Below are 22,262 nucleotides of genomic sequence, written 5' to 3' on the forward strand. Positions count from 1 at the left end.
TTGTCTAAAACTTTACTGTTCAGGGAATTAGAGGTGCAAAATTATGAAGTTTATGGTTCAATACGGTTTACTTAACGCTTTTGATGAATTTCATCTGACGATTTTTGGATTATAAAGAGGTGAAGTAGATATTAAGAAGATTTTACCGCAGAGAACACAGAGAACACAGAGAGGGGAGGGATAAAAGGTTTTTTTACGACATCCAAAACCCTCGCAATACTCTTCCCTCTGCGCCAAAAGCGCCCCAATACGGTTCAAAACTCTTCTCTTGATGGAGTGGATTGTATTGCAATACGGTTTACTTAATGCTTTTGATGAATTTCATCTGACGATTTTCTGGCAATATAGCCATTTTGGGCAAGTCAGATTTTTCTTAAGTCAACTGTATTGGGCCCAGAAATTGGTTTTTTTTGATCGAAGAAGCAACAGGAACAGAACAAGGACGAACCCGCACAGTAAAAAGCTGTATAGGTGAACTAAGAATTACTGAAAAACAGGCCGAAAAATTAGAGTTCAAAAAATCTACTCGATTATCTCCATTATTTGAAAAATGCTGTCTCCGTCAAATAGCTAATCTTTCCTACGAAAAAGCTGCCCTGTGAAATGGAAGCTCAAACAGGAGTAAAGATAGGACATACTTGTTTACACCGATTGGTAGAAAAACAAGAATGGTCAGAACCTCATGCCAAAATCTATGTGAAAGAAACAAGCATAGATGGAGGGAAAGTCCGTCTCAGAGGGAAGTTGGGCGAAGGGTCTCATTGGCAAGATTATAAAGCAGTGCGGTTACATGAAAGTTATTATGGGGCTTTTTATCAAGAGAATGAAGAGTTAATTCACTATATAAACCATCAGCCATTAGCCGATATATTAACTTGTTTGGGTGATGGACATGATGGAATATGGAATATTATAAGCCAATACGGTTGACTTAAGAAAAATCTGACTTACAAAAAATGCCTCTATTGCCAGAAAATCGTCAGATGAAATTCGTCAAAAAGCGTTAAGTCAACCGTATTGTATTATAAGCCAGTTAAATCCGGGTAAAACCCGACGGTTCGTTTTAGATTGGTATCATTTAATAGAAAATTTATATAAAGTGGGAGGGTCATTAAAATCTCTAGCCAAAGCCAAGGAATTTTTGTGGCAAGGTCAGGTCGAATCCACCCTAAATTTATTTAAAAATTGTCGCAGAAAAACCGCCAAAAACTTTTGCAAGTATCTAGAAAAGCATCGCTCTCGAATTGTTAACTATGAGCAATTATCATCAGACAAGATTTGTTCCATTGGTTCGGGCGCGGTGGAATCGACTGTCAAACAAATAGATAGAAAGTTGAAAATCTCCGGAACTCAATGGTTGCAAAAAAATGTCATAACAAGATGCTAAAACTTCGTTGTGCTGGACGACACGACCTCTTGGCTATTTGAGGCTTTTGCAAAACCGGGATGCTCCAGTACGGTTAACTTAAGATGGCTAGTCAATGGTACGTAGTTGCGCTTGAGCGCTCTTTCTTATATATCAAGCAATACAGTTAACTGAAAACTGGTAGTCAATGGTACGTAGTTGCGCTTGAGCGCTCTTTCTTATATATCAAGCAATACGGTTCGCTCATATACTGCTACTCGTGAAACTTCTATGAAAAATAGATACAGTTTGCTTCGTTCCTCTCGAAGGACAATCTTAAGTAAACCTTATTGATATATAAAGAGCGCCCAAGCGCAAATACGTACCTAATAACGAACACCTATAAGAAGGACTGAAGTCCTCACTACAAACCAAAAATCATTTACTTACTCAACGATTTTTTGCTGCTTGAAAAGTTCCTTAAACTTGCGCTGCTGCTGATTGTGATCTACAATTGGATCGGGATAATGAAGCAGCCGACGTTCTATAGGCGAAATATTTCCAGTTAGCAAAAGCTTAGTATCCACTCGGCGCAATTCTGGAACCCAGTGGCGAATATATTCCCCTTCCGGGTCAAATTTTTGAGCTTGACTGGCGGGATTGAATATTCGCAAAGGTTTCGGATCCATGCCACTCGATGCACTCCACTGCCAGCCGCCATTGTTAGCAGAAAGGTCGCCATCAATCAATTTTTGCATGAAGTATTTTTCGCCCCACTGCCAGTTAATAATTAAATCTTTCGTGAGGAAACTAGCAACTATCATCCGACATCGATTGTGCATCCAACCTGTTTGATTTAACTGCCGCATTGCCGCATCAATAATTGGATAGCCAGTTTTGCCCCTGCACCAAGCTTGAAACAGCTTTTCATTGTTATCCCAGGGAAAGTCTTTGAATGCTTTACGGTAGGGCCCATCTGCTAATTCAGGGAAGTTGTACATGGCGTGTTGGTAAAATTCCCGCCACGCTATTTCCTGTTGCCAAGTGCGGATACTTGTGCAGGATTCTTCGCTGTGACAACTGTCCATCACTGTCTGGATAGCTTGCCAAACAGTGCGGATGCCTATTGCACCAAATTTGAGGGCGGCGCTGAGTTGGGATGTGCCGCTAACTGCGGGGAAATTGCGCTGTTCTTGATATTCGTAAATTGCGTTTTCGCAAAATTCTTCTAATTTTTTGTGTGCGGCCTCTTCTCCGGGTTCTATTACTAATGGATTTTCCCAAATAAATCCCAAACTCAAGGCCGTTGGCAGGGTTTTTGTTACACCTGTTTGGTTGGCTATTTCTTGTTCTTCTGCGGTTAATCCGGTCATTAATTCCGGATAATTTATCGGTAGTGTCTCTACAGGTTGGGCTTTTGGTTGGCTGTTCCATTTTTTCCAAAATGGTGTATAAACTGTGTAGCAATTCCCTGTACCAGTCCGGATTTCGTCGGGGGCGTGCAGAACTTGATCCCAGAAGTTTTTAACTTGTATTCCTGCTTGTTGGAGGGCGTTTGATACTGATATATCGCGCTCATTTGCATAGGGTTCTACATCTCTGTTCCAAAATACTGCTTTAGCATTGAGTGCCGCGGCTAATTTCGGTATTCCCATAGGCGGGTCATCTTGAATTATTAGTAATTGGCTGCCTGATTCGCTGTAACGTGAGGAGAGTTTTTCCAAGCAACCTATCATGTAGGTAACTCTGGCGGGCGCTATGTCATCGCGATCGAGTATATTGCGATCGAGACAAAAAATCCCGACTACTTTCGGACTTTGCTGGCGCGCTGCTGCTAGTCCAATGTTGTCAGAAATACGCAAGTCGCGACGGTGCCAAAATAAAATTAAATCAGACATTAGATTTTAGATTTTAGATTTTAGATTTTAGATTTTAGATTTTAGATTGACTCCCACGGATCGAGCCGGGGATTGTTAGAATGCAGAGCTTTTTATAGTCTCCATCCCGCTCGTTCCCCCGGTTAAAGATGCGAATTAATGAATCCGGGGGCTGGTTACCAGAAAGAATTGGTTGAAAGCCGGAACCCCGATCGGGAGAAATTCAAATCAGACTATTTATTAGTCCAATCCTCTTCCTTCCTTTGTCAAGTGCTGTCAACTGTCAACTGTCAACTGTCAACTGAACAACTTTGCTTTAAGTCAAAAAAGGACGGGCTAAGAAAAAGCTAGAAATAGATTTCGCATCAATTGGTTCCCCGGCTAAGATGGCTTTTTCTAATTCTTCTGGAGTGAATAAAACTGTCTCCATGTCTTCATCGTCGTCTTGTTCTGGCGGCTGTTCTAGTTTGACCAAATCTTGTGCTAAAAAAGCATAAATGATTTCGTCAGAATAACCGGGTGCTAGCATGAATTTGCCTAATTCCCGCCATTTTCCGGCGCGATATCCGGTTTCTTCTTCGATTTCCCGTTTGATAGTTTCGGCGGGGTTTTCATTGATTTCGACTGTACCTGCGGGAAATTCTAAAATCCGCCCTTTGGCTGCGAAACGGTATTGTCGCACCAAGACGAGTTTACCTTCGGGGGTAACGGGAACTGCTAGTGCTCCACCTGGGTGGCGAATACATTCCCAATCGCCTTCGGAACCGTTGGGAAGGCGGAGGCTGGCTACATCAAAGTTGAATTTGCGCCCTTGGTAAAATAGGCGCTGTTTGAGCAGTTGGGGTAGTTCTTGACCGATCGACATAAGTGAGAAGCGAATAATGTTTGATTGCACCGATTTAAGACATCATAGGCGATCGCCGCCCTGAATTTCGCTCAATTTCTACACTTTCATTTTGTGCACTCCGGAACAGTCTGCTGTTTTCAGGATTTGGCCGATCGCACTTTTGGTCACAGGATGCACCCAATCCGGCGCAATTTCTACCAAAGGTACTAATACAAAAGCTCTTTGGGTCATCCGGGGATGAGGTAAAGTCAGTGTCGGAGTTTCTAGGATTAAATCATCATAAAGCAGCAAATCCAGGTCGAGGGTTCTCGGCCCCCATTTTTCCCGGCGAATCCGATTAAATTTTTTTTCAATTTCTAATAAGGTTGTTAGCAATTGTTGTGGTTGTAGCGTAACTTCTAGGATGGCACAGGCGTTAATGTAATCGGGTTGCGGTGGCCCGACGGGGGCGGTTTGATACCAGCTAGAATGGGATTTTACGGCGATTCCTGGGGTATGGTTTAGGGTGGCGATCGCACTTTTGAGCGTGGCTAGGGAGTCGCCTAGGTTGCTACCAAGGGCGATCGCACATTTTGTTGATTTCATTGGGAATTGGTTATTAGTTATTGGTTGTTGGTTATTGGTTATTGGTTATTGTTAGTTACTTTCTGAGTAACGCGGGGTAGACCTTATTATTTTAATCTCAGCTTAATTCAGTGTTAATTATTATTGATTATCATTGAGAAATGTCAGTATTTAGTTGAAAGATTAATGAATTTGCACCGTCGCCTCTTGTCTGCCGTCATTCTAGTAACTATCAATTTAACAACAAGTGTATCGATCGGTTTAGCGGAAGCTAAGGAAAGGTATCTTACCCTAAATTCGGACGATAGTCAATCTTTCGCGGGTTTAGTTCAGCAGGCGGAAGATTTAGTCAAAGAGTCGATCGCCCAGGAATTCCAAAATAATCCGGGATTGACAGGAATTACGGTGATAGTTACAGCCGATCGCGGGCGACAGTTAGTTCCGGTTTTGCGATCGAGAGTATCCCGCAGCCAGTGGCAGAAAGATTCGAGAATCGAACAGTGGACTAGGTATTTTGCCGATGCTCAATATTTGTTGGGATTCAAAGATAGCTATATTTCGTCGGGAAATTCCGGGCGATCGCAAACTATTAACGTGCCAGCGCCCAGCCGGCCCGCATCCCGACAAAACGATCCGGCTTTTCGAGATGATTGATGTCCTGTCCGGTTAATTACCATAATAAAAACGGTTCGTAGTGCGGACTTAAGTCCGCTCCATCTGGCGGACTTAAGTCCGCACTACGAACAAATATTTAACATATGCTTAACCAAAAGATTCCCCTACTTTAATTAACCTTAAGGTTAACTTCCCTTAATTTAACAGTGATAACTTTTTAGGTAAATCATGATTAGGGATGTTGGGTTGAACAGGAATTTATGTCTAAAATAACTCGCCGACAACTGTTAATTTTCTTCGGTAGCAGTGCAGCTACGACTGTGCTTGCGCCTCAACTCACTGAAAAACTATTCGGCATCAATTCCACCTCGGCCGAAGCTGCTTTAAGTCCGCTATCTTTCACTCCGTTAAGACTACCTCATCCACTCCCAGTTTATAAAGAATTGTCGAGTTTCATGCCTACTGCATTGAACGGACAGGGTACGGTAATGGCGGCCTCGCAAAATACTAGATTAACCAGCTACAACGTAGTTGACGATGTGGTTGTACCGCCGGAATACGAACGGTATGTGATTCTGCGCTGGGGCGATCGAGTTTTCCCCGATCCATCCGACTATTTCGGCTACAACAACGACTATACGGGCTTTGTAGGCATTCGCGGCAGCAATGACGACGGCTATCTCTGGGTTAACCACGAGTACGTATCCTTTCCGATGTCGAAAATCGCGCCCGAAGCCCCGGCGGATTTGGCATCATTTCCAGCAACCGATCGCGCTGTCCTCGGTTTAGACTTATCCGTAAAAAATCGGGCTACCCTCGGCGAATTCCTGTACAATCTCGGTGGATCGATCGTCCGCATTACCAAACAGTCTAACGGCAGATTTTTGGCGATCGCGCGCGATCCACTCAACCGACGCATTCACGGACTTTCCGGCCTCGGAATCAACAGCCAGCGTGCGGACAAATACAAAGATGTCACCTCCTGGGGAACCAGACGAGGCGACGACAAATATCTCACAGGTACGGGCCCCGCAGCCACCCAAGTCTTCGCCCAAGTCAACAGCGACGGGCTGGGAAACCGGATTATCGGTACAGCCTACAACTGTTCCGGCGGCACAACCCCTTGGGGCACCATCCTCTCCGCCGAAGAAAACTTCCAAGGTAGCGAACTCTTCTTCGTCGGAGTTCAGGAAAACATCAAACCCAACGGCGGCCAAACCGGCTACGCCAAGGGCACTACCGGCGAGGAATTCGGCTTAGTCGGCGAAAAATACGGCTGGATGGTAGAAGTCGATCCCCAAGATCCGAATTTCCGCCCCCGCAAACACACCGCTTTAGGCCGTTTCCGCCACGAAAACGTTGCGATTCGCGCCGAAGCAGGCCGCAAGTTAGTAGTGTACATGGGAGACGATCGGCGCGGCGGACACACCTGGAAATTTGTTAGCAACGGTACTGTCACCAATCCCGCAGATAAAAGCAACAGCCGCTTGTTTGAAGATGGCACTTTATACGTCGCCCAATACAACCGTAACGGTGCGGGAAGATGGTTGCCACTAGCATTAAATAGCCCGACGAATCCGATACGTCCTAGTAAACTTGGCGAAGCGGAATTAGCAAGTTTTGGCAAAGCTCAAAGAGATGCTAATACTCGCTTACCCAAACGCGCCGGAATTGCAGGTCAAACTGAAGATGGTGGTTCATTTGTAGCGGATATAACTAATGAAGCAACAACACTTGCTGGCTACAGAAATAAAAGTCTGGCTAATTTCTATACCAGCCAAGGTGCGATTTTAGTTGATGCCTTTTTAGCTGCTAATTTAATTGGTGGCACTCCGACGGCGCGACCGGAAGATTTGGAAATTAATCCTACTACTAAGGAAGTTTTCATTGCTTATACTGACGCCGCACCGGGTAGCGACGGTTATCCAGATTCTCGCATTTTTACTGTTGCTAAATACACTGCCGCGCTCAATAGCACCCAGCAGTCTGGAGGAATTTACAAAATTATTGAAGATAGTTCCGACGGTGCGGGTTTGACTTTCCGCTGGCAGCGTTTTGCTCAAGGTGGAGAAGCAGGTTCAGTCTCTGGGGCGGGATTTGCTAGTGTAGACAATTTGGATTTTGACACTCAAGGCAATATTTGGGGTGTCACTGATATGTCTACTAGCACGCACAACGGTTTTGATGTCGGCGCTGCGGCAAAACAAGCGACGATCGACCACAAGAAGACTGGCAATATATCAGAGTTTACTGGTGTTTTCGGCAACAATTGGCTGTTTTACATTCCGACTTCCGGGCCGAATGCAGGAACTGTAATTCCGTTTGCTTACGGGCCGAATCGATGCGAAATCACTGGGCCGACTTTTATCGGAGATACTCTAGTAGTTGCGGTGCAGCATCCTGGGGAAGATTGTCCGATCGATGATGGTACTGTACTCAGCCGCCAAATTGAAATGTTGGATTTGAGCGGTGCGGTTTTCAATCAAACTCGGACTGTTGCTCGCGGCAGTTTGTGGCCGAGCAATATTGAGAATGACAGGCGCCGATCGCCGATGCCGTCGGTGGTTGGAATTCGTCGTTTGCGATCGACCCCAACGGGCCAGTTTGTTTAAATAGGAATTGCGCGTGAAGGCGGGCACGGGGGCACCGCCCCTACAGAAATCGGGTTTTTTGCCTTGATATGTCGTCGCAGTCGGCAGATTTGGTAAAAACCCGGTTTCTTTTGTCGATAAGACTAAAGTATGACTGAAGTCCTCAGCACAAACTGATTATTTTAATACTGAAGTCCCTTCACGCTATTTCTTTGCTAAGTTTCTCCTGCACCCACAAATTTAAAAGCGTTTCTGGAGAAACACCTTGACGTTTAGCGATGGAACGAATTTGCTCTGATAAAGTTACTTCAACACGATAATATGTTATCTCCGATTGAAGATTTACTGAAAACTCAGCAGCATCAGTTTCCTCCCAATAATCTGCCAGATCGCGAGCGTCCCAAAACTCACCTATTTGCTGATAAGACTCAGCTTCTGAGATAGCACTTTTACGTTTTTCGGTATTTTCTTCGTTCAGCATTTGTCATGTCCCGTGCAGATAAAATTAATGCTTGCCTATCTTCTTTATAAACAAAGAAAACAATCAAGTAGCGTCCGGCATCAGTTTGTCCCAAAGCAGCGTAAACATTTTCACCCTGACGATGCCCTTTTTCGACAAAGCGGAAAGCTGCAAAGTTCTCAAAGACTTCTCTAACTTCTTGTGGGCTAACAGAATGTTTTCGAGCTAGTTTTTCAACGATATCCTCTAGCCAGATAAAGCCCGTGATTTCCACTTGATTTATATGTCCTTATCACTGCTGACTCCTAGTGTAGCATAGAATGCAAGCAATGGTTGTATCAATTACATAGAAGCGATCGCATATTGCTTCAACACAGGCGGCAGAGTGTAACTACTTCCTTGTTGTTCTATCAAGCAGCGCCGCGATAGAGATTGCAGGGCATTTACCAAATCTGACAGCGGGATTGTATTATTTTCGAGCAATTTTGCGCGATCGATCGGCTGATTTTCTTTCGCCACCAAGGAGATTACTTGTTTTTCTAGTTCGGATAGGCGATCGAACTGCTGCTGTAAAACATCTTTCAAATCTTCTGGCAACAATATGGTATCATTTGGTAATAACTCTGTCACGCCTCCTCCCAATTCTTGAATCAGAGTCGCCACGCTTTTTAACCATAGGGGGTTGCCTTGGTAGCGGTGAATGAGTGATTCACTGTTGTCGATTTCTGCTAACCCATAATCTCTCAGTATTTCCCCTGCGGCTGCGATGTCTAAACCTTTTAGCTGTAAGGTACGAATGGGAGTATTTTGGTTTTTAACTTGAGTCACTTCTCTGGGTTGTTCCCAACCGATTAGCAGAAAGCAACTTTGATGGGATAATTTTTCTATTTGTTTGAATAAAGAGCGATATGCTTCGGATTCTGGTTTGTATTTTCCTGCCAATTCGCCGCTACAGAAAAGGTTTTGAACGTCATCTAAGACTATTAAACAGCGATGGTTTTGTAAATATTTAATTAGCGGTAAGTGTTTCTGGTTTGTTGGGGATGAATCTTGTTTTTCTGACTCGGAGAAAAACTCGATTAGTTGATGTTCAAATTCATCTGGGGTGTGGGATGCGTCGATGTTGCACCAAATGACGTACTCAAACTCGTGTTTTATTTGCTGTACGAGTTGTACTGCTAGGGATGTTTTGCCGATTCCGCTGATGCCAATGAGGGTGATGAGGCGGCTGCGTTGTTGTAGAATCCAGGTGGTGAGGGTGTGGAGTGAGGAAGTGCGATCGAAGAAATTGCCCAACTCCGGCATTTCGCTTAAATCTTGATGTAGAGTTTTGGCTTGTTTTGAGTTAGATTTTTCGTCATTATGTGAGTTTGATATATCTGGCGGCTGTCTAGCTTCTCCATAAGAATTAACGCAACAACTTATTTGTATGCAGTCTTGTTGTAGTGCAAAATTTTTTGAAAATAGGGAGAGTTGGAATCTCTCCATTGCCGATCGCAAATTTGATTTACTAACATCTTCTCCCAACTCTTCTGAAAGCAATTGCCATAATTCTGAAGCCGCATTCCTAACACGACTTTCAGAACAGTCAAAGTCTTTGGCTACGTGTTTGTATGTCTCGTGTCGTAGAGTTCCTTTCAGTACCGCCTCTTGTAAATCATCAAGGTGTTGACCCGTTTTCTCGAAGACTATGCGATCGGCAGAGTTTAACATTTCTTTGAGATTCATTTGATGAAAAGGATGGGATTTTTTTGTGTAGCATAGCACAGTTTTAGACATCAATACTCCGGACAGTTTTTTGAACGATTCTATAAGGCTTTCAGAGCTTGCAGTTCAAGGCTTGACCCTTTTATTCAAAGTTAGCTTTATCCCTAACTTTGAATAAAAAGAACCCACCCACGGCGGGATATAGGTTTGAGCCTCAAAACTTGCTCAAATTCTGTCCGGAGTATTGAGACATTGTAGTATATTTTTAGATATTTTAGTACATAACTAGATTTAAAGAAACTAAAAGCAGCAGAAAGTTATCAGCAAAATAGGACATTTTGAAACTAGGCAAATCTGGAATTTATTAACCATCATTGGAGAAGTATCAAGGGGTATTCGATTATTTACTAAATCTACGGATGTCTGAGGATAAGTGCGCTTGCTTTAAACAGGCTTACAAGAGTATCCAATAAGAGCCGTTTGAGGAATAATAAATCAGGATCGGACCCGATTAAGTAGTTTCAAAATGTTTCGGGATTAGAACTATGAGTAAAAAAAGTAGCTCAGGTGGCTTTAGCGGATGGGGTAAGGTTGGGTTAGTTGCTTTATTGGTCGTTGGTGGATTTCTGGCAAGAAACCAGTTCAATAGTGGCAATACTACAACAGTGAATGGGAACAGCAATAATACTAATGTTCAAGGAGGTATCCACAACAACAATAACAACACTACAGTCTATGGAAGCGCAGATAGTCTTCTTGTTATTCCGTCATCATCTCCGACAATTACTTCTTCTCCTAAACCAGCGAGTTCAACTAAACCAACATCTGAATATGCTCTACAGGTTGTGGAACCCCCAATCCTTCTTAAACCCATACAGCAAGGAAATTTTATTAATGTAGTTGGAGTAGCACCAGGACAAGAGTATAAACTTGACTTTGTTGTCAACTACAAATCTCGAACTCTTACAAAGTTTTACGCTAATATCCTACCGGATGCAAAAGATGCTGAACAGCATAATAAAGCTCATCTTGACAACATATCTGTAACTGGTAAAGCGCTTCAAGGTGACGGTACAATGCGATTTTCTTTAAGGGGTAAAGCACCACTAAAGCGGGGAGAGTACGAGAGAGCAGTAACACTTGGTTTAATGGATTATCAAAATTGGATGAAGCAGCCGCCCTTTGTCACGTATGGCTATCCTTTCGTTTTATCTGTGAGATAGGTAGCTAACAAGTGTGGCTTAGGTTGATGCAATGAAATCCAACATCTTTTTTTACTCACAATCCGATCCATTTTCCCCATGAGAATGCGATGATGGGACGAATAGCTATGTTGGGAGTCAATGGCTGCGACAATGCTCTTTGTCAAAAAAAACGAGCGATCGCCCTTACTATTTTTTCAACCAGGTGCGATCGCCCTTTCTTTTTTTTCAACCAGGTGCGATCGCCCTTTCTTTTTTCTGATAAACGAGAGGCTAAAATGAAAGATCGATCGCCCTTTCTTGTTTCTGATGACAGATCGACTAAAATAAAAAAGCGATCGCCCTTTGTTGTTTCTGATGACCGATCGCCTAAAATGAAAGAGCGATCGCTCGTCAATCTGTACTCTACCGTCACACAGCCGGCCGCACAACGCGAATCAGTTTACCTTCCAAAGATTCTTCTGCTGTAATAGCCGTGTGGATTCGGTTAGCCAGCGCGAACCAATTGCGATCGTTCGTACAGGCAATAATGCCAGCATGAAGGGGCTATATGCGGTGCAACCGAAAGAAATCTTTACGGTTTTCAGTAATAACAGCACGTTTTTCGCTACTGGCAAAAGCTAAAACATTTTCGTCAGGAATTTTATGATTCGCTTTCCCTGCTTCTTGAACAGTCAAAACATCGTGTCCTAAAGCTCGCAGTAATTCTACAACAGGATAGGGGTATTGCTCATCGGCATAGAGACGCGCCATCTGCTACAAATCCTCGTACATCACTTCATCATTTTCTCGAATTTCTGTTTCGATTTCATCGGAAAAAGCTTCAGCATAAACCCAAGCGTTGGCAATATCAGTAGCAGATAGGGATGGATAGCTTGTGAGTAAATCGGCTTCGCTATAGCCAATCCGACGAGCTTCTACAAGTCCCCAAACAGTGATGCGAGTTCCAGCAATGCAGGCACTGCCGCCACAAACACCAGGGGTTTTTTCAATACCGCGCCAAGGAGTGATTTTCCCTTGGGATAGGAGTTGAACCACTTGAGCTTTTTCGTCGTCAGAGAGTGCCAGCAATTGAGGCTCTAATTCTTTCAGCGTCATGGCAAACAATAGAATTGCGGTAACATTCTATCTTATCAAACTACTTTTGGAAATGTCGTATTAAAAAAGTGCGATCGCCCGAGAGTCAAGCGAGCCGCTGACATTATCAAACAGGCTGTATTGACTGGAAAACCTGTTTTCGCTCAAAAATAACCGCAGACTTTCAATAAGTTTTATGTAGCCACTTTGGAATCAAGGCTAAGCTAGATGTAATAAGACTCTACAGCTTGTATGAAAAAAATGCTTTATTCACTTTTGCCTAAATCTCAACTCAACATTCGGGTTTTAAAACATTTAGCAGCCGCTGTTTCGGCGTCTTTAGCCCTCAGTGCAATTACGACTTTGAAACCCTCGCCAGTAACGGCTGCTGGCGATATCCCCCTAACACAAACCTCGACTCAGCTAGCAGCAAAACCTGATTCTAGGTTGCAGCTAGGGCAGTTGCGTACCACTGTTCCAGTACAGACAATGCAGCTTGATGGAGGTGGATTTATCCCGATCGCGATCGGCGGTATGATAGTTATTCTAGTGCTACCGCTATTTTTTGGCGGATTAGTCGTAATTGGCGATCGCGAAGTCGGCATTGTCAGCAAAAAGTTTAGCTTCGGTGGCAAATCTTTACCCCCAGGCGATTTAATTGCCTTAAACGGAGAAGCTGGATATCAAGCCGATACATTACCCCCCGGTTGGCATTGGGGTTATTGGCCTTTGCAGTACAACGTTCGCAAAGAATCTCTGACGATAGTTCCCCAAGGCGAAATTGGTTTAGTTATCGCAGCAGGCGGCGAGTCAAATCCACCGCAGCGCATTCTCGGCAAAATCACAGAATGCGACAATTTTCAAGATGCTCGCAAATTCCTCAAAGGCGGCGGCGAAAAGGGCAGGCAACTCGGCATTTTGACAGCTGGCAGCTATCGAATTAACACGGCATTATTTACCGTAATTACAGCAGCAAATTCTCCCAAACACGGGATGACAGCCGAACAGTTAAAACTGTACACGATTGCCCCAGATAAAGTGGGAATTGTCACAACTTATGACGGCATTCCGATTCAAGATGGCGAAATTGCCGGCCCGATTATTCCGAATCACGACAACTTCCAAAACGCGCAAAAATTTATCACTGCCGGCGGGCGGCGCGGTTTGCAGGAACAGGTTTTGCTTTCCGGTTCGTGGAACTTAAATCCTTGGTTTGTCGGGGTTGATCAAGTGCCGATGACCGAAATCCCGATCGGCTATGTGGGCGCGGTGATTTCCTATGTGGGTCAAACCTCAGAAGATGTCAGCGGCGCTGCTTTCACTCACGGCAATTTGGTAAATGTCGGTAACAAAGGCGTATGGGTGACACCTCTTTATCCGGGCAAACATCCGCTGAACACTCGCATTTTGAAAGTAGAATTAGTGCCGACTACCAATATAGTTTTGAATTGGTCGAGCAAAATAGAAAGACACAGTTACGATTCTCAACTTTCATCTTTAACTGTACGTTCTAGAGATGGTTTTGCCTTCGATTTAGAAGTAGCTCAAATCATTCACGTCGGCGCTTTAGATGCTCCGAAAGTAATCTCTCGCGTCGGTTCGATGCAGAACTTAGTTGACCACGTTTTGCAGCCGACAATCGGCAATTATTTCCGCAATTCGGCTCAATCTTATTCTGTGTTAGATTTTCTCTCCGCCCGGAGCGATCGCCAAGCAGAAGCAGCGGAATATATCAAAGCAGCTTTGCGAACCTACGACGTGCAAGCAATTGATACTTTGATCGGGGATATTCTGCCGCCCGCAGAGTTGATGCAAACTCAAACCGATCGCAAAATTGCTGAGGAACAATGCAAGACGTATGAGGTGCAGCAAATAGCACAAACTCAGCGGCAACAATTGGTGCGGGAAACTGCTTTAGCCGAGATTCAGCAAGAGATGGTGAAATCGGAACAAGGCGTCATGATTTCCGAGTTAAAAGCGAATTCTCAGGTGAAACAAGCTCAAGGCGAAGCTGAGTCGATTCGAGTGAAAGGAAATGCTCAAGCTGAAGCTTATCGCGCGGGTGTTGTAGCTTTGGGCGGTTCCGGTTATACGGCTTTGCAGTTAATGCAAATTATCGGCGATAGTCATGTGCGAGTTGTCCCAGATGTTGCGGTTAGCGGAAACGGTAGCGGCGGGGGTTTGGTTGACGGTTTGCTGGGAATGATGATGTGGAATCAAACGGGGAAAAATGGCGAAAATGGCGGGGAGTTACCTGTAGTTAAGTTACAAAAATCTGAATCTGTGGCCAAGTTACCTGTAGCAAAGGTGAATTCTGTTAAGTCCCCGGAATCTCGCCCTAATTCGTCCCCTGTTGCAAATTCGGATAGTGATATTGATTCGCTGTTTGATGAATTGCCGTTTGACAATTCATAAAGGTACGTAGTTGCGCTGTCTTCGCCGGCCGGCGCCCAAGCGCAACTACATACCTATTGCCGCGAATTCTTGGATGCTGCATTTAGGGGAAAGAAAGCAGCAGGCGAAACATAGAAAAATTCAGCAAGTTTTTGGATGTGTTCCGTTGTAAGTTGGCGCTTTTCCCGGAGGATATCAGAGACAATAGACTCGGTTTTAAAAATAGCAACTAAGTCTTTTTGTCTGAGTTCAAATTCTTCTATTAAAGCCTTTAACAGTTCTACTCCGTAAATGTCAGGTATGGGTTCTAAAGTTTGCTCGTACTCATAAACAAGCAATCCCAATAGGTTGAGGTAATCGCGTTCGTCAGGAGTCAGTTCGCCTTTGTCTAACAGAGAGTCAATGGTTTATTGAGTTGCGATTAATTCTGACTCCGCAGTTATGGATCGCGGCGGAAATGTTTTGAGTAGTTCGATATATGCAATAGAATTTTTCATAAGATTATTTTTTTAAATTAAAATCACATCTAATTTGTATCGTATTGCGTACATGACATTATACCTGATAATTCTCAGACTAGGCTTTATTTTTCTAGTACGAAGCGTACATTCTATACTGAATTTACTTTTTTTGAGTTTGTATAGCATCCGAACTTTGTTGGTGTAAATGCGAATTCTATGCGCCGGGAATCTCTGCGATCGCGCAAATCGCAGTACAATCGATCGCAATATTGCATATGAGGAATTCCCATGTCAGACCAATTTTCGACCGAAATTAGCGATCGCATCTGCACTCACATGAACGACGATCACGCTAGCGCCATAGTTTTGTACGCTCAAGCCTACGGCGGCCAACCCGAGGCGACATCAGCTCAAATGCTCGCTATCGATGCTAACGGCATGGATTTAACCGCTCAAGTCAACGGCGAAACAGTACCTGTGAGAGTAAAGTTCGACCGCACTTTAGCAGATGCCGAAGATGCTCACCACACTCTGATCGATATGGTAAAACAAGCCAGAAAAGCTGCTAAGTAGCCAAATTTTCCGTATTCTGTTATAATTTCAAGATTCGTTCGTAGTACGGACTTTAGTTTGTTTAAATTATTTAAAAAGACTAAAGTCCAGGCTGCAAACATTGAGTTTAATATAATTTAAAAACTCGTTCGTAGTACGGACTTTAGTCCGTTCAAATTAGAAAAATCACTAAAATCATTACTACAAATCTTGACTTTGGTGAAATGCTTAATAAGGACTAAAGTCCTTACTACAAACAATATATTTAATCGAGTTAAGTTGACATCTAACATATCAAATAAAATGACAAAAAACAACCCTCAATCCAAAGAATTTGATGCGGTCAAAGGCAGTAAAAATAACCCCTTCGAGGCACTGGTAAAGCGACTAGATTTGATGATTCGCGCCCGCTACTCGCTGCTGTACATTGTCGGCGCCGAAGAGGAACCTGTCGAGGCAGTAATTGCCCAAGTAGCGCTGCAAGTAACACCCGCGCGCCGGGTATTGTTCTGGGATATTGTGCGGGGCTGGGAGGATAACGGTTCCGGGAAAGGTTCGGTAATGGCGGCCCTGGATCGCATCGGCAAGACCGCTGTCGAAGAATATACTCTATTTGTACTCCGAGATTTGCACCCTATTTTGAAATATCCCTACAGCAGTACAAGTGCTCCTGTAATCCGGGAATTGCGTAATTTAACCAGGGAATTGAAGCGCAGCAAAAAAACCATCGTCCTCACTTCTCACGCGCTAGAATTGCCGGAGGAATTGAAAGAAGAAGTAACAGTAATTGATTTCCCCTTACCCAACATCCAAGAAATCAATCATTTAATTTCCCACGTGGTGGAAAAGCCGGAACAGTTGCAAGTTAGCGGCTTAGTAAAGGAACAATTAGTTAAAGCTTGTCAAGGTTTGAGCCGCGCTCGCATCGGGCGGGTTTTAGCTAAAGCTTTGGCAGCCAAACAGCAAATCAACGAGTCAGATATTGACGGAGTTTTGGAAGAGAAACAGCAAGCAATTCGCCAAACGGGAATTTTGGAGTTTTGCAACTCCCGAGAATCCTTGAAAAGTGTCGGCGGATTGGAAAATTTGAAGCAGTGGGTAAAGATGCGGCAAGATGCTTTTACTGATGAAGCGCGCCGCTACGGTATACCCAATCCTAAGGGCGTTTTGTTAGTAGGAATTCAAGGAACGGGCAAATCTTTATCGGCGAAAACTATTGCTTGTGAATGGCGTTTGCCGCTGCTGCGCTTGGATACTGGCAGATTGTTCGGTGGCATTGTTGGGGAAAGCGAAAGTCGCGTTCGACAAATGATACAATTGGCAGAGGCGATCGCACCTTGCGTCTTGTGGATCGATGAAATAGATAAAGCCTTCGGCAACATCATCAGCGGCGGCGACGGCGATTCGGGAACATCGCGCCGGGTATTCGGCAGTTTGATCACTTGGATGCAGGAAAAAACCAGCCCGGTGTTTATCGTCGCCACTGCCAATAACGTGCGGATTTTGCCCGCTGAGTTGCTGAGAAAGGGCAGGTTTGACGAGATTTTCTTTTTAAATTTACCCTCGGAATCAGAAAGGCAAGATATTTTTAAAGTGCATTTGCAGCGTTTGCGCCCCACTAGATTGCGCGACTTTGATTTGGCAACTTTGGCGAAGTCTTCTGAGAATTTTAGTGGTGCGGAAATTGAGCAAGTGGTGATTGATGGATTGTACCGGGCTTTTGGCACTTTTGTGAACGGGCAGCGCCGGGATTTGATGACGGAGGATGTTTTGAGGTCGATCGAGGATACAGTACCACTAGCTGCGATCGCGCGATCGCAAATCGAAGACTTAAAACAGTGGGCAGCCCAAGCCGGGGCGAGAACAGCTTCTAACGATACTCGATTGATTGATGAATTGAAGCGCTACAGCAGGCCGCTGGGAGAAGATGCGATCGACAATATATAAGGCAAGTTTTCAACAATAATATTGTGTCCGTTGCCTCCAGAATCGTATACTTAAAACTGCGCTATTTGGCAAACTAAAGTTATACTGGAGGTAAGTCCATTGACAGATACTTACGATCGGCGCATTCAGCTAGGTGCATCTCGTCGCAGACTTGAAGATGCTCGAGAATTAATCGATCGACAACGTTGGTCTGGTGCTATGTATTTAGGTGGTTATGCGATCGAATGTTCCCTCAAATCTCTCATCTGTTATGAAGAAACAAAAAATAACTTCAAGGACACTCAAGTATTTAAAAACGGACTGAAAGCAGCCGATTTACATAACTTAACTAAATTGTTGGATTGTCTTACTTCGTTACAACGCGCGATCGCTAACGATCGCACAAATACTTATCGAGATGCCTGGAACGTAGTTTCAGCAGCATGGCGAAATGATGAATTGCGCTACTCTGATAAATTGGGAAATGAGCAAGAAAGTAAAAAATTTATCGAAGCAGTTCAGAAATTGCATCGACTATTATTGGACAAGCAAGGAGAAACATCATAATGGACTTTACTGCATTACCCAAACAAATTAAGACTCATCTAAGTCGCGAGTTGAAAATAGAAGACCCTCAAGCAAAAGTTAGCGTAAAGCGGACATCCTTAGGTTGGCTGAAAATTCGCGCGATCGCCAACTGTTTTGAAGGTAAGCAGTTAGATGAACGTGAAGAACAGATCGATCGAATACTAGCCAAGATAAATTTTAACCTAGCGCAATACCCAATTTCAGGCTACGATTTGTTAACTCCCCAAGAATCTGCTGACGAACCTCCAGAACATATTCAATTACCGTTATGGTCAGATATTTTAATGGCTGCCGAACCGGAACAGCCAGAGATTGTAGATGAAGATAGTCCAAAACGTCCGTTAATTGTCACATTCTATTCTTTCAAAGGAGGAGTCGGCAGATCTACCGCCTTAGGATTGGTAGCAGGTATCTTGGCAAGTCGCAACCGTCGAACGGTCATGGTAGATTTCGATCTGGAAGCCCCTGGAATTTCAGTTTTATTTCAAAACGATATCGAAAATATTAATGAACAACAGTATGGTGTCTTGGATTACCTGCACCAACGATATTTAACTCCCGATCTAAATATCCCTAATATTGATGACTGTATTTGTCAGGTTAACTCAGGCACTCGCGGCGAATTATTTCTAGTTACGGCTGGAGAGTATAACGAAAATTATATTCATCGCTTAGCTGACCTCGATTTACAATCTTTTTATAGAAAAGAAATTAATCCCGTTCAACAATTGATAACCGACATTCAAGAGCGACTAGACCCCGATGTTATTCTTATTGATTCTAGACCGGGTTTTAACGATACTAGCGCGATCGCTTTATTCGATCTAGCAGATACAGCGATCGTCTGCTTTTCGCCAACTGACCAAAGTTTTGAAGGACTGCGTTGGGTCGTGCAAGCTGTTAAAAAACAAAGAAATTATCAAGGCAAGCCAGATATTCGCTTTCTCCTAACACCGATCGCACCTGTAGGAAATGAATTGCAGCAAATTTGGACTGACAAAGTTGAGAATTGGATTGAGGATAACTGGGGCTTGCCTGTAGAAACAAAAGTTGAGGAACTGTACCACAAAATTTTATACAATCCCAACATTGCTACTTTATCTAGCCTCGTAAATAACGTATCTAAAAGCTTGCTAGATGATTATCTGCCGATCGCCGAGGTAATTGATGCGAGCTTGCCCGATCTAAAATCTAGTTTAACAAATACAAATATTGGGAACAAACATATATTAAACGAACTGCATTTTCAAGCAGCTACCGCCCAAGAATTAGAAGTATCTAGTATCCCAGATATCTTTCACAAAACCGCAGATTTTCCCAATTTTTTAACTAATAAATTTTGGCTGATTAGAGGTGCTAAAGGAACGGGAAAAAGCTTGCTCTTCAGACTTTTTGTTGAGCGATCGGAAACAGCAAAAGAATTAGCTCATTCTGATGTCGATCTCAACAACGTTGATTTTATTGCAGGACACGGGCAACCCAGACTGCACGGACAAATACTAGAAAGCAACGATTTAGCTAATTACGAACAAAATGCGGGTGAGAGTAGCTGGCGATCGTTCTGGTTAAATTATGCTCTATTGCAACTGTGTCGCGCTCTACCAGAATTGCGATCCTTATCTGAATTTAATTCAGATGAGGATTTGGTGAGATTGAGTTCTCAACTTCACCCCGAACACGCTCAAATTGTCTCGTGGCTGGCAAATAGTATTAATTCTCCAAAATCGGGCGATAGATTGCGTACTGTCGATCGTTGGTTGCAAGACAATCGCCGGCGCGTGTGGCTGCTTTATGATGAGCTAGATGCTGGCTTTGGTTCTACTCAAATAGATTATCTTCGCCGCCAGCGTTCCCTCGAAGCATTGCTGGCTTGGTGGTTGGAGGTTGGTACAAGTTTGAAAAGTATTGTCCCCAAGATATTTTTACGGGAAGATATCTGGAACCAACTCAACTTTACTAACAAAGGACATTACAGCGGACGCTTCCTGCAACTCCGCTGGGAAGAAGCAGATCTTTGGAGGCTGGTATTGCGCCAAGCCCTGAAAAGTTCCGATACTTTGAGAAAATCTTTGGAGTCAAATTTGGGAGTTACTGTCGATCGACTCCATACAATTGAGTTAGAACAATTGCGTACTAGCCTTTATCCTCTATGGGGCGAGCGAATGGGTCGAACGAAAAAAGCCTACACTTATAACTGGGTTCGCACCCGTATTGCTGACGGACAAAAAAACTGTTTTCCTCGAAGTTTAATATTGCTGTTACAAGAGGCAGTTAAAAAAGAGAAAATTTTTTCTACAGAATACAGTTCTGAGATAGTTTTACGTCCCAAGGCACTAATTGAAGCTTTGCCTGATGTTTCCGAACAGCGAGTGGATGAGGTACGCAACGAATATCCCGAACTAGAAGAATTTCTCAAAAAATTACGGGGCGAACGCTCTCCGATCGATGAGACTAAACTAGCTGATATATGGGATGTGGATGATACCACCTTAGCCGAAATAATCGGGAAAATGGTAGATGCTGGTATTCTTACAGAACGTTCTCGTCCTAAAGACCCTCCTCCTCGCGTTTATGCTGTTGCGGAATTGTATCTCTACGGACTGAATATGGTTCGCAAAGGACAAAAGTAGAGGACTGAAGTCCTCACTACGAACCTCTTTTGTTTGCAGTCAGGACTTTAGTCCTAAATTTTGAGGATTAAAGTCCTCACTACTAACTTAACCGAAAAACATCAGCAAAAATAGCATTTTGCTCCACCATTCTCCGCGCAGCCGGCGAATCGTAAACCACCAACAGCGAATTCGGCTGGCCCAAACAAGGAAACAGCGCCAACCCCTCAGCATTGTCAGCACCCACCTGAAAAGGCAAATCAAACAATACCTCCAAATCTCCCGCATCCAGCCCAGAAATACTGTCGCCCTCACGTCCTAAAATTCCCTTTAACCGAAACACTCGCATCGCCCCGGATAAAGTCATTGTCGGCCCACCCAAAATAATCAAATCTTCACCGTTAAAACACAATTCTCGCACGCCCAAACCATTCAAATCGACAAAATGTTTCTTGTAAAACTTGCCTTTTTCACCAATAGCCTTCAGCGTTAAAACTCCCTCTTTTGACTCTTGCACTTCTATTTCTAAAATTATCGCCCAACCCCGCAGTACAGGCCCGCGCAAACCGAGAAAAACCCGATCGCCCCGCACAGCCAACCCCTCAATATCAAAACCATTTTCTTTACTTGGAATCGGCACCGATAAAAATAAGCCGAGATGGCTGTCATCTTTCAGCACGTCAGTCAGCAAATTCCCCATATTTGTCCGCTGAAGGCATCCCGCTGTCAGTTGGGTTTTGGGATTCTTGGGATCTGAACTTGACTTGCACAAAATCCCGTCTTTCACAGGAATGCGAGCTAGCAAATAACGGTTGACCTCTGTTTCGATTTGTGCTAATCTGTCAATATCTTTTTTCGGATTTTTGCCTTTAGCTTTCTTGCGTTTGGTGCTGTGAGAACCGACAAACCACAGATAATTGCTGTTGAAATCAATTCCTTCAATATCGATTTCGCCAGCTTCTTCGGAAAGATCAATAAAATCGGCGATCGCAAATCTCTTGTGTTTGCCAAAAATATGAGGCGCCACAGGCGATAATCGCTCGATTGAAGTCGTTTCATCGGAACCGATCCACAAATTCCCGTCGGGAGTTAAAGCCACAGCAGACAAATCAGTCACAATATCCGTGGTTTCACTGTTGAATTGAAACAACAAGCGGCTGAGTAAAAAAGATTCTGGCATAATTGCTAGCTCCAAAAGTAATGTCAGGGTGAATTATTATAGCTCAAGAATATTTAACTGTGGTGCAATAGGCATCTTATCTCATATTCGGTCAATTACCTGCGATCTATAAAGTTTGTAGTGAGGACTTTAGTCCTTGACAGAAGAAGGACTAAAGTCCTCACTACAAACCAATTTTATGATAGTTATCTGACAGGACGCGATATTACCTGTAGTGGAACAAGCATCTTGTCTGTTGTGGAACAGGCATCTTGCCTGTTCGGGCGC

Annotated in this window: 21 protein-coding genes and 1 pseudogene; 11 read left to right on the plus strand and 11 right to left on the minus strand. The window is 43.7% G+C overall.

Annotation, left to right across the window (positions count from 1 at the left end; translation table 11 throughout):
• Positions 1–410: 410 nt before the first annotated feature.
• From QZ918_RS00220 to QZ918_RS00230, 3 genes and pseudogenes are all read left to right on the plus strand, one after another.
• A complete protein-coding gene (locus QZ918_RS00220) occupies positions 411–602 on the plus strand; it encodes a hypothetical protein (RefSeq protein WP_293329653.1) in 192 nt (63 codons plus the stop codon).
• A 1-nt stretch (position 603) separates the two neighbouring features.
• Positions 604–930, plus strand: a complete 327-nt coding sequence (locus tag QZ918_RS00225) for a hypothetical protein (protein ID WP_293329655.1) — start codon at positions 604–606, stop codon at positions 928–930.
• A 109-nt stretch (positions 931–1,039) separates the two neighbouring features.
• Positions 1,040–1,428, plus strand: a pseudogene (locus QZ918_RS00230) (ISKra4 family transposase); the annotation flags it as partial.
• A 363-nt stretch (positions 1,429–1,791) separates the two neighbouring features.
• On the opposite strand, the gene QZ918_RS00235 reads toward QZ918_RS00230, so the two are convergent.
• The 3 genes from QZ918_RS00235 to folK form a co-directional block, all read right to left on the minus strand.
• Positions 1,792–3,243 (minus strand): FAD-binding domain-containing protein, encoded by a 1,452-nt coding sequence (locus tag QZ918_RS00235; RefSeq protein WP_293329657.1) that lies wholly within the window; start codon positions 3,241–3,243, stop codon positions 1,792–1,794.
• Between the two features lie 295 nt (positions 3,244–3,538).
• Entirely contained in the window at positions 3,539–4,087 is a 549-nt protein-coding gene (locus tag QZ918_RS00240; protein ID WP_293152783.1) for an NUDIX hydrolase, read from the minus strand.
• Between the two features lie 78 nt (positions 4,088–4,165).
• Positions 4,166–4,654: a 2-amino-4-hydroxy-6-hydroxymethyldihydropteridine diphosphokinase gene (gene folK, locus QZ918_RS00245; protein ID WP_293329659.1), complete on the minus strand. Its 489-nt coding sequence runs from the start codon at positions 4,652–4,654 to the stop codon at positions 4,166–4,168.
• 165 nt (positions 4,655–4,819) lie between these two features.
• On the opposite strand from folK, the gene QZ918_RS00250 reads away from it, so the two are divergent.
• Entirely contained in the window at positions 4,820–5,287 is a 468-nt protein-coding gene (locus QZ918_RS00250; protein ID WP_293329661.1) for a hypothetical protein, read from the plus strand.
• Positions 5,288–5,508: 221 nt separating this feature from the next.
• Complete coding sequence (locus tag QZ918_RS00255) at positions 5,509–7,860, plus strand: PhoX family protein (RefSeq protein WP_293329663.1); 2,352 nt, start codon at positions 5,509–5,511, stop codon at positions 7,858–7,860.
• Positions 7,861–8,038: 178 nt separating this feature from the next.
• On the opposite strand, the gene QZ918_RS00260 is transcribed toward QZ918_RS00255, so the two are convergent.
• From QZ918_RS00260 to QZ918_RS00270, 3 genes are all read right to left on the minus strand, one after another.
• Positions 8,039–8,320, minus strand: coding sequence for a CopG family antitoxin (locus QZ918_RS00260; RefSeq protein ID WP_293152763.1), 282 nt, complete (start codon positions 8,318–8,320; stop codon positions 8,039–8,041).
• Entirely contained in the window at positions 8,289–8,573 is a 285-nt protein-coding gene (locus QZ918_RS00265; RefSeq protein ID WP_293329665.1) for a BrnT family toxin, read from the minus strand. Before QZ918_RS00265 ends, QZ918_RS00260 begins: the two co-directional genes overlap by 32 nt.
• Positions 8,574–8,641: 68 nt before the next feature.
• Positions 8,642–10,027 (minus strand): helix-turn-helix domain-containing protein, encoded by a 1,386-nt coding sequence (locus tag QZ918_RS00270; RefSeq protein ID WP_293329667.1) that lies wholly within the window; start codon positions 10,025–10,027, stop codon positions 8,642–8,644.
• A gap of 524 nt (positions 10,028–10,551) precedes the next feature.
• Between QZ918_RS00270 and QZ918_RS00275 the strand changes: the two genes are divergently transcribed.
• Positions 10,552–11,229: a hypothetical protein gene (locus QZ918_RS00275; protein WP_293329669.1), complete on the plus strand. Its 678-nt coding sequence runs from the start codon at positions 10,552–10,554 to the stop codon at positions 11,227–11,229.
• A 142-nt stretch (positions 11,230–11,371) separates the two neighbouring features.
• On the opposite strand, the gene QZ918_RS00280 is transcribed toward QZ918_RS00275, so the two are convergent.
• From QZ918_RS00280 to QZ918_RS00290, 3 genes are all read right to left on the minus strand, one after another.
• Positions 11,372–11,623: a hypothetical protein gene (locus QZ918_RS00280; protein WP_293329671.1), complete on the minus strand. Its 252-nt coding sequence runs from the start codon at positions 11,621–11,623 to the stop codon at positions 11,372–11,374.
• 131 nt (positions 11,624–11,754) lie between these two features.
• The gene (locus tag QZ918_RS33020; protein ID WP_367275144.1) at positions 11,755–11,961 is read right to left on the minus strand and encodes a DUF5615 family PIN-like protein; all 207 of its coding nucleotides are present in this window, start codon (positions 11,959–11,961) and stop codon (positions 11,755–11,757) included.
• Between the two features lie 3 nt (positions 11,962–11,964).
• The gene (locus QZ918_RS00290) at positions 11,965–12,306 is read right to left on the minus strand and encodes a DUF433 domain-containing protein (RefSeq protein WP_293157288.1); all 342 of its coding nucleotides are present in this window, start codon (positions 12,304–12,306) and stop codon (positions 11,965–11,967) included.
• 240 nt (positions 12,307–12,546) lie between these two features.
• On the opposite strand from QZ918_RS00290, the gene QZ918_RS00295 reads away from it, so the two are divergent.
• Entirely contained in the window at positions 12,547–14,700 is a 2,154-nt protein-coding gene (locus tag QZ918_RS00295; RefSeq protein WP_293329673.1) for an SPFH domain-containing protein, read from the plus strand.
• A 53-nt stretch (positions 14,701–14,753) separates the two neighbouring features.
• Here QZ918_RS00295 and QZ918_RS00300 read toward each other — a convergent pair whose 3' ends face one another.
• On the minus strand, positions 14,754–15,017 hold the full coding sequence (locus tag QZ918_RS00300) for a helix-turn-helix domain-containing protein (protein ID WP_293157294.1): 264 nt from the start codon (positions 15,015–15,017) through the stop codon (positions 14,754–14,756).
• 411 nt (positions 15,018–15,428) lie between these two features.
• Here QZ918_RS00300 and QZ918_RS00305 point away from each other — a divergent pair, with 411 nt between their 5' ends.
• From QZ918_RS00305 to QZ918_RS00320, 4 genes are all read left to right on the plus strand, one after another.
• The gene (locus QZ918_RS00305; protein WP_293329675.1) at positions 15,429–15,713 is read left to right on the plus strand and encodes a DUF2470 domain-containing protein; all 285 of its coding nucleotides are present in this window, start codon (positions 15,429–15,431) and stop codon (positions 15,711–15,713) included.
• Positions 15,714–15,995: 282 nt separating this feature from the next.
• Positions 15,996–17,639 carry a Ycf46 family AAA ATPase gene (locus tag QZ918_RS00310; RefSeq protein ID WP_293329677.1) on the plus strand — a complete coding sequence of 548 codons (1,644 nt, stop codon included), beginning with the start codon at positions 15,996–15,998 and terminating at the stop codon, positions 17,637–17,639.
• 99 nt (positions 17,640–17,738) lie between these two features.
• Complete coding sequence (locus QZ918_RS00315; protein ID WP_293329679.1) at positions 17,739–18,185, plus strand: HEPN domain-containing protein; 447 nt, start codon at positions 17,739–17,741, stop codon at positions 18,183–18,185.
• Positions 18,185–20,836, plus strand: a complete 2,652-nt coding sequence (locus tag QZ918_RS00320; protein WP_293329681.1) for a tyrosine-protein kinase family protein — start codon at positions 18,185–18,187, stop codon at positions 20,834–20,836. The genes QZ918_RS00315 and QZ918_RS00320 overlap by 1 nt, the downstream gene beginning before the upstream one ends.
• An 82-nt stretch (positions 20,837–20,918) precedes the next feature.
• On the opposite strand, the gene QZ918_RS00325 is transcribed toward QZ918_RS00320, so the two are convergent.
• Positions 20,919–21,995, minus strand: coding sequence for a DUF3616 domain-containing protein (locus QZ918_RS00325; RefSeq protein WP_293329683.1), 1,077 nt, complete (start codon positions 21,993–21,995; stop codon positions 20,919–20,921).
• Positions 21,996–22,262: the final 267 nt, after the last annotated feature.

The sequence above is a fragment of the Microcoleus sp. CAWBG58 genome, assembly GCF_020883045.1.
In the GTDB taxonomy this organism is placed as follows: Bacteria; Cyanobacteriota; Cyanobacteriia; order Cyanobacteriales; family Microcoleaceae; genus Microcoleus.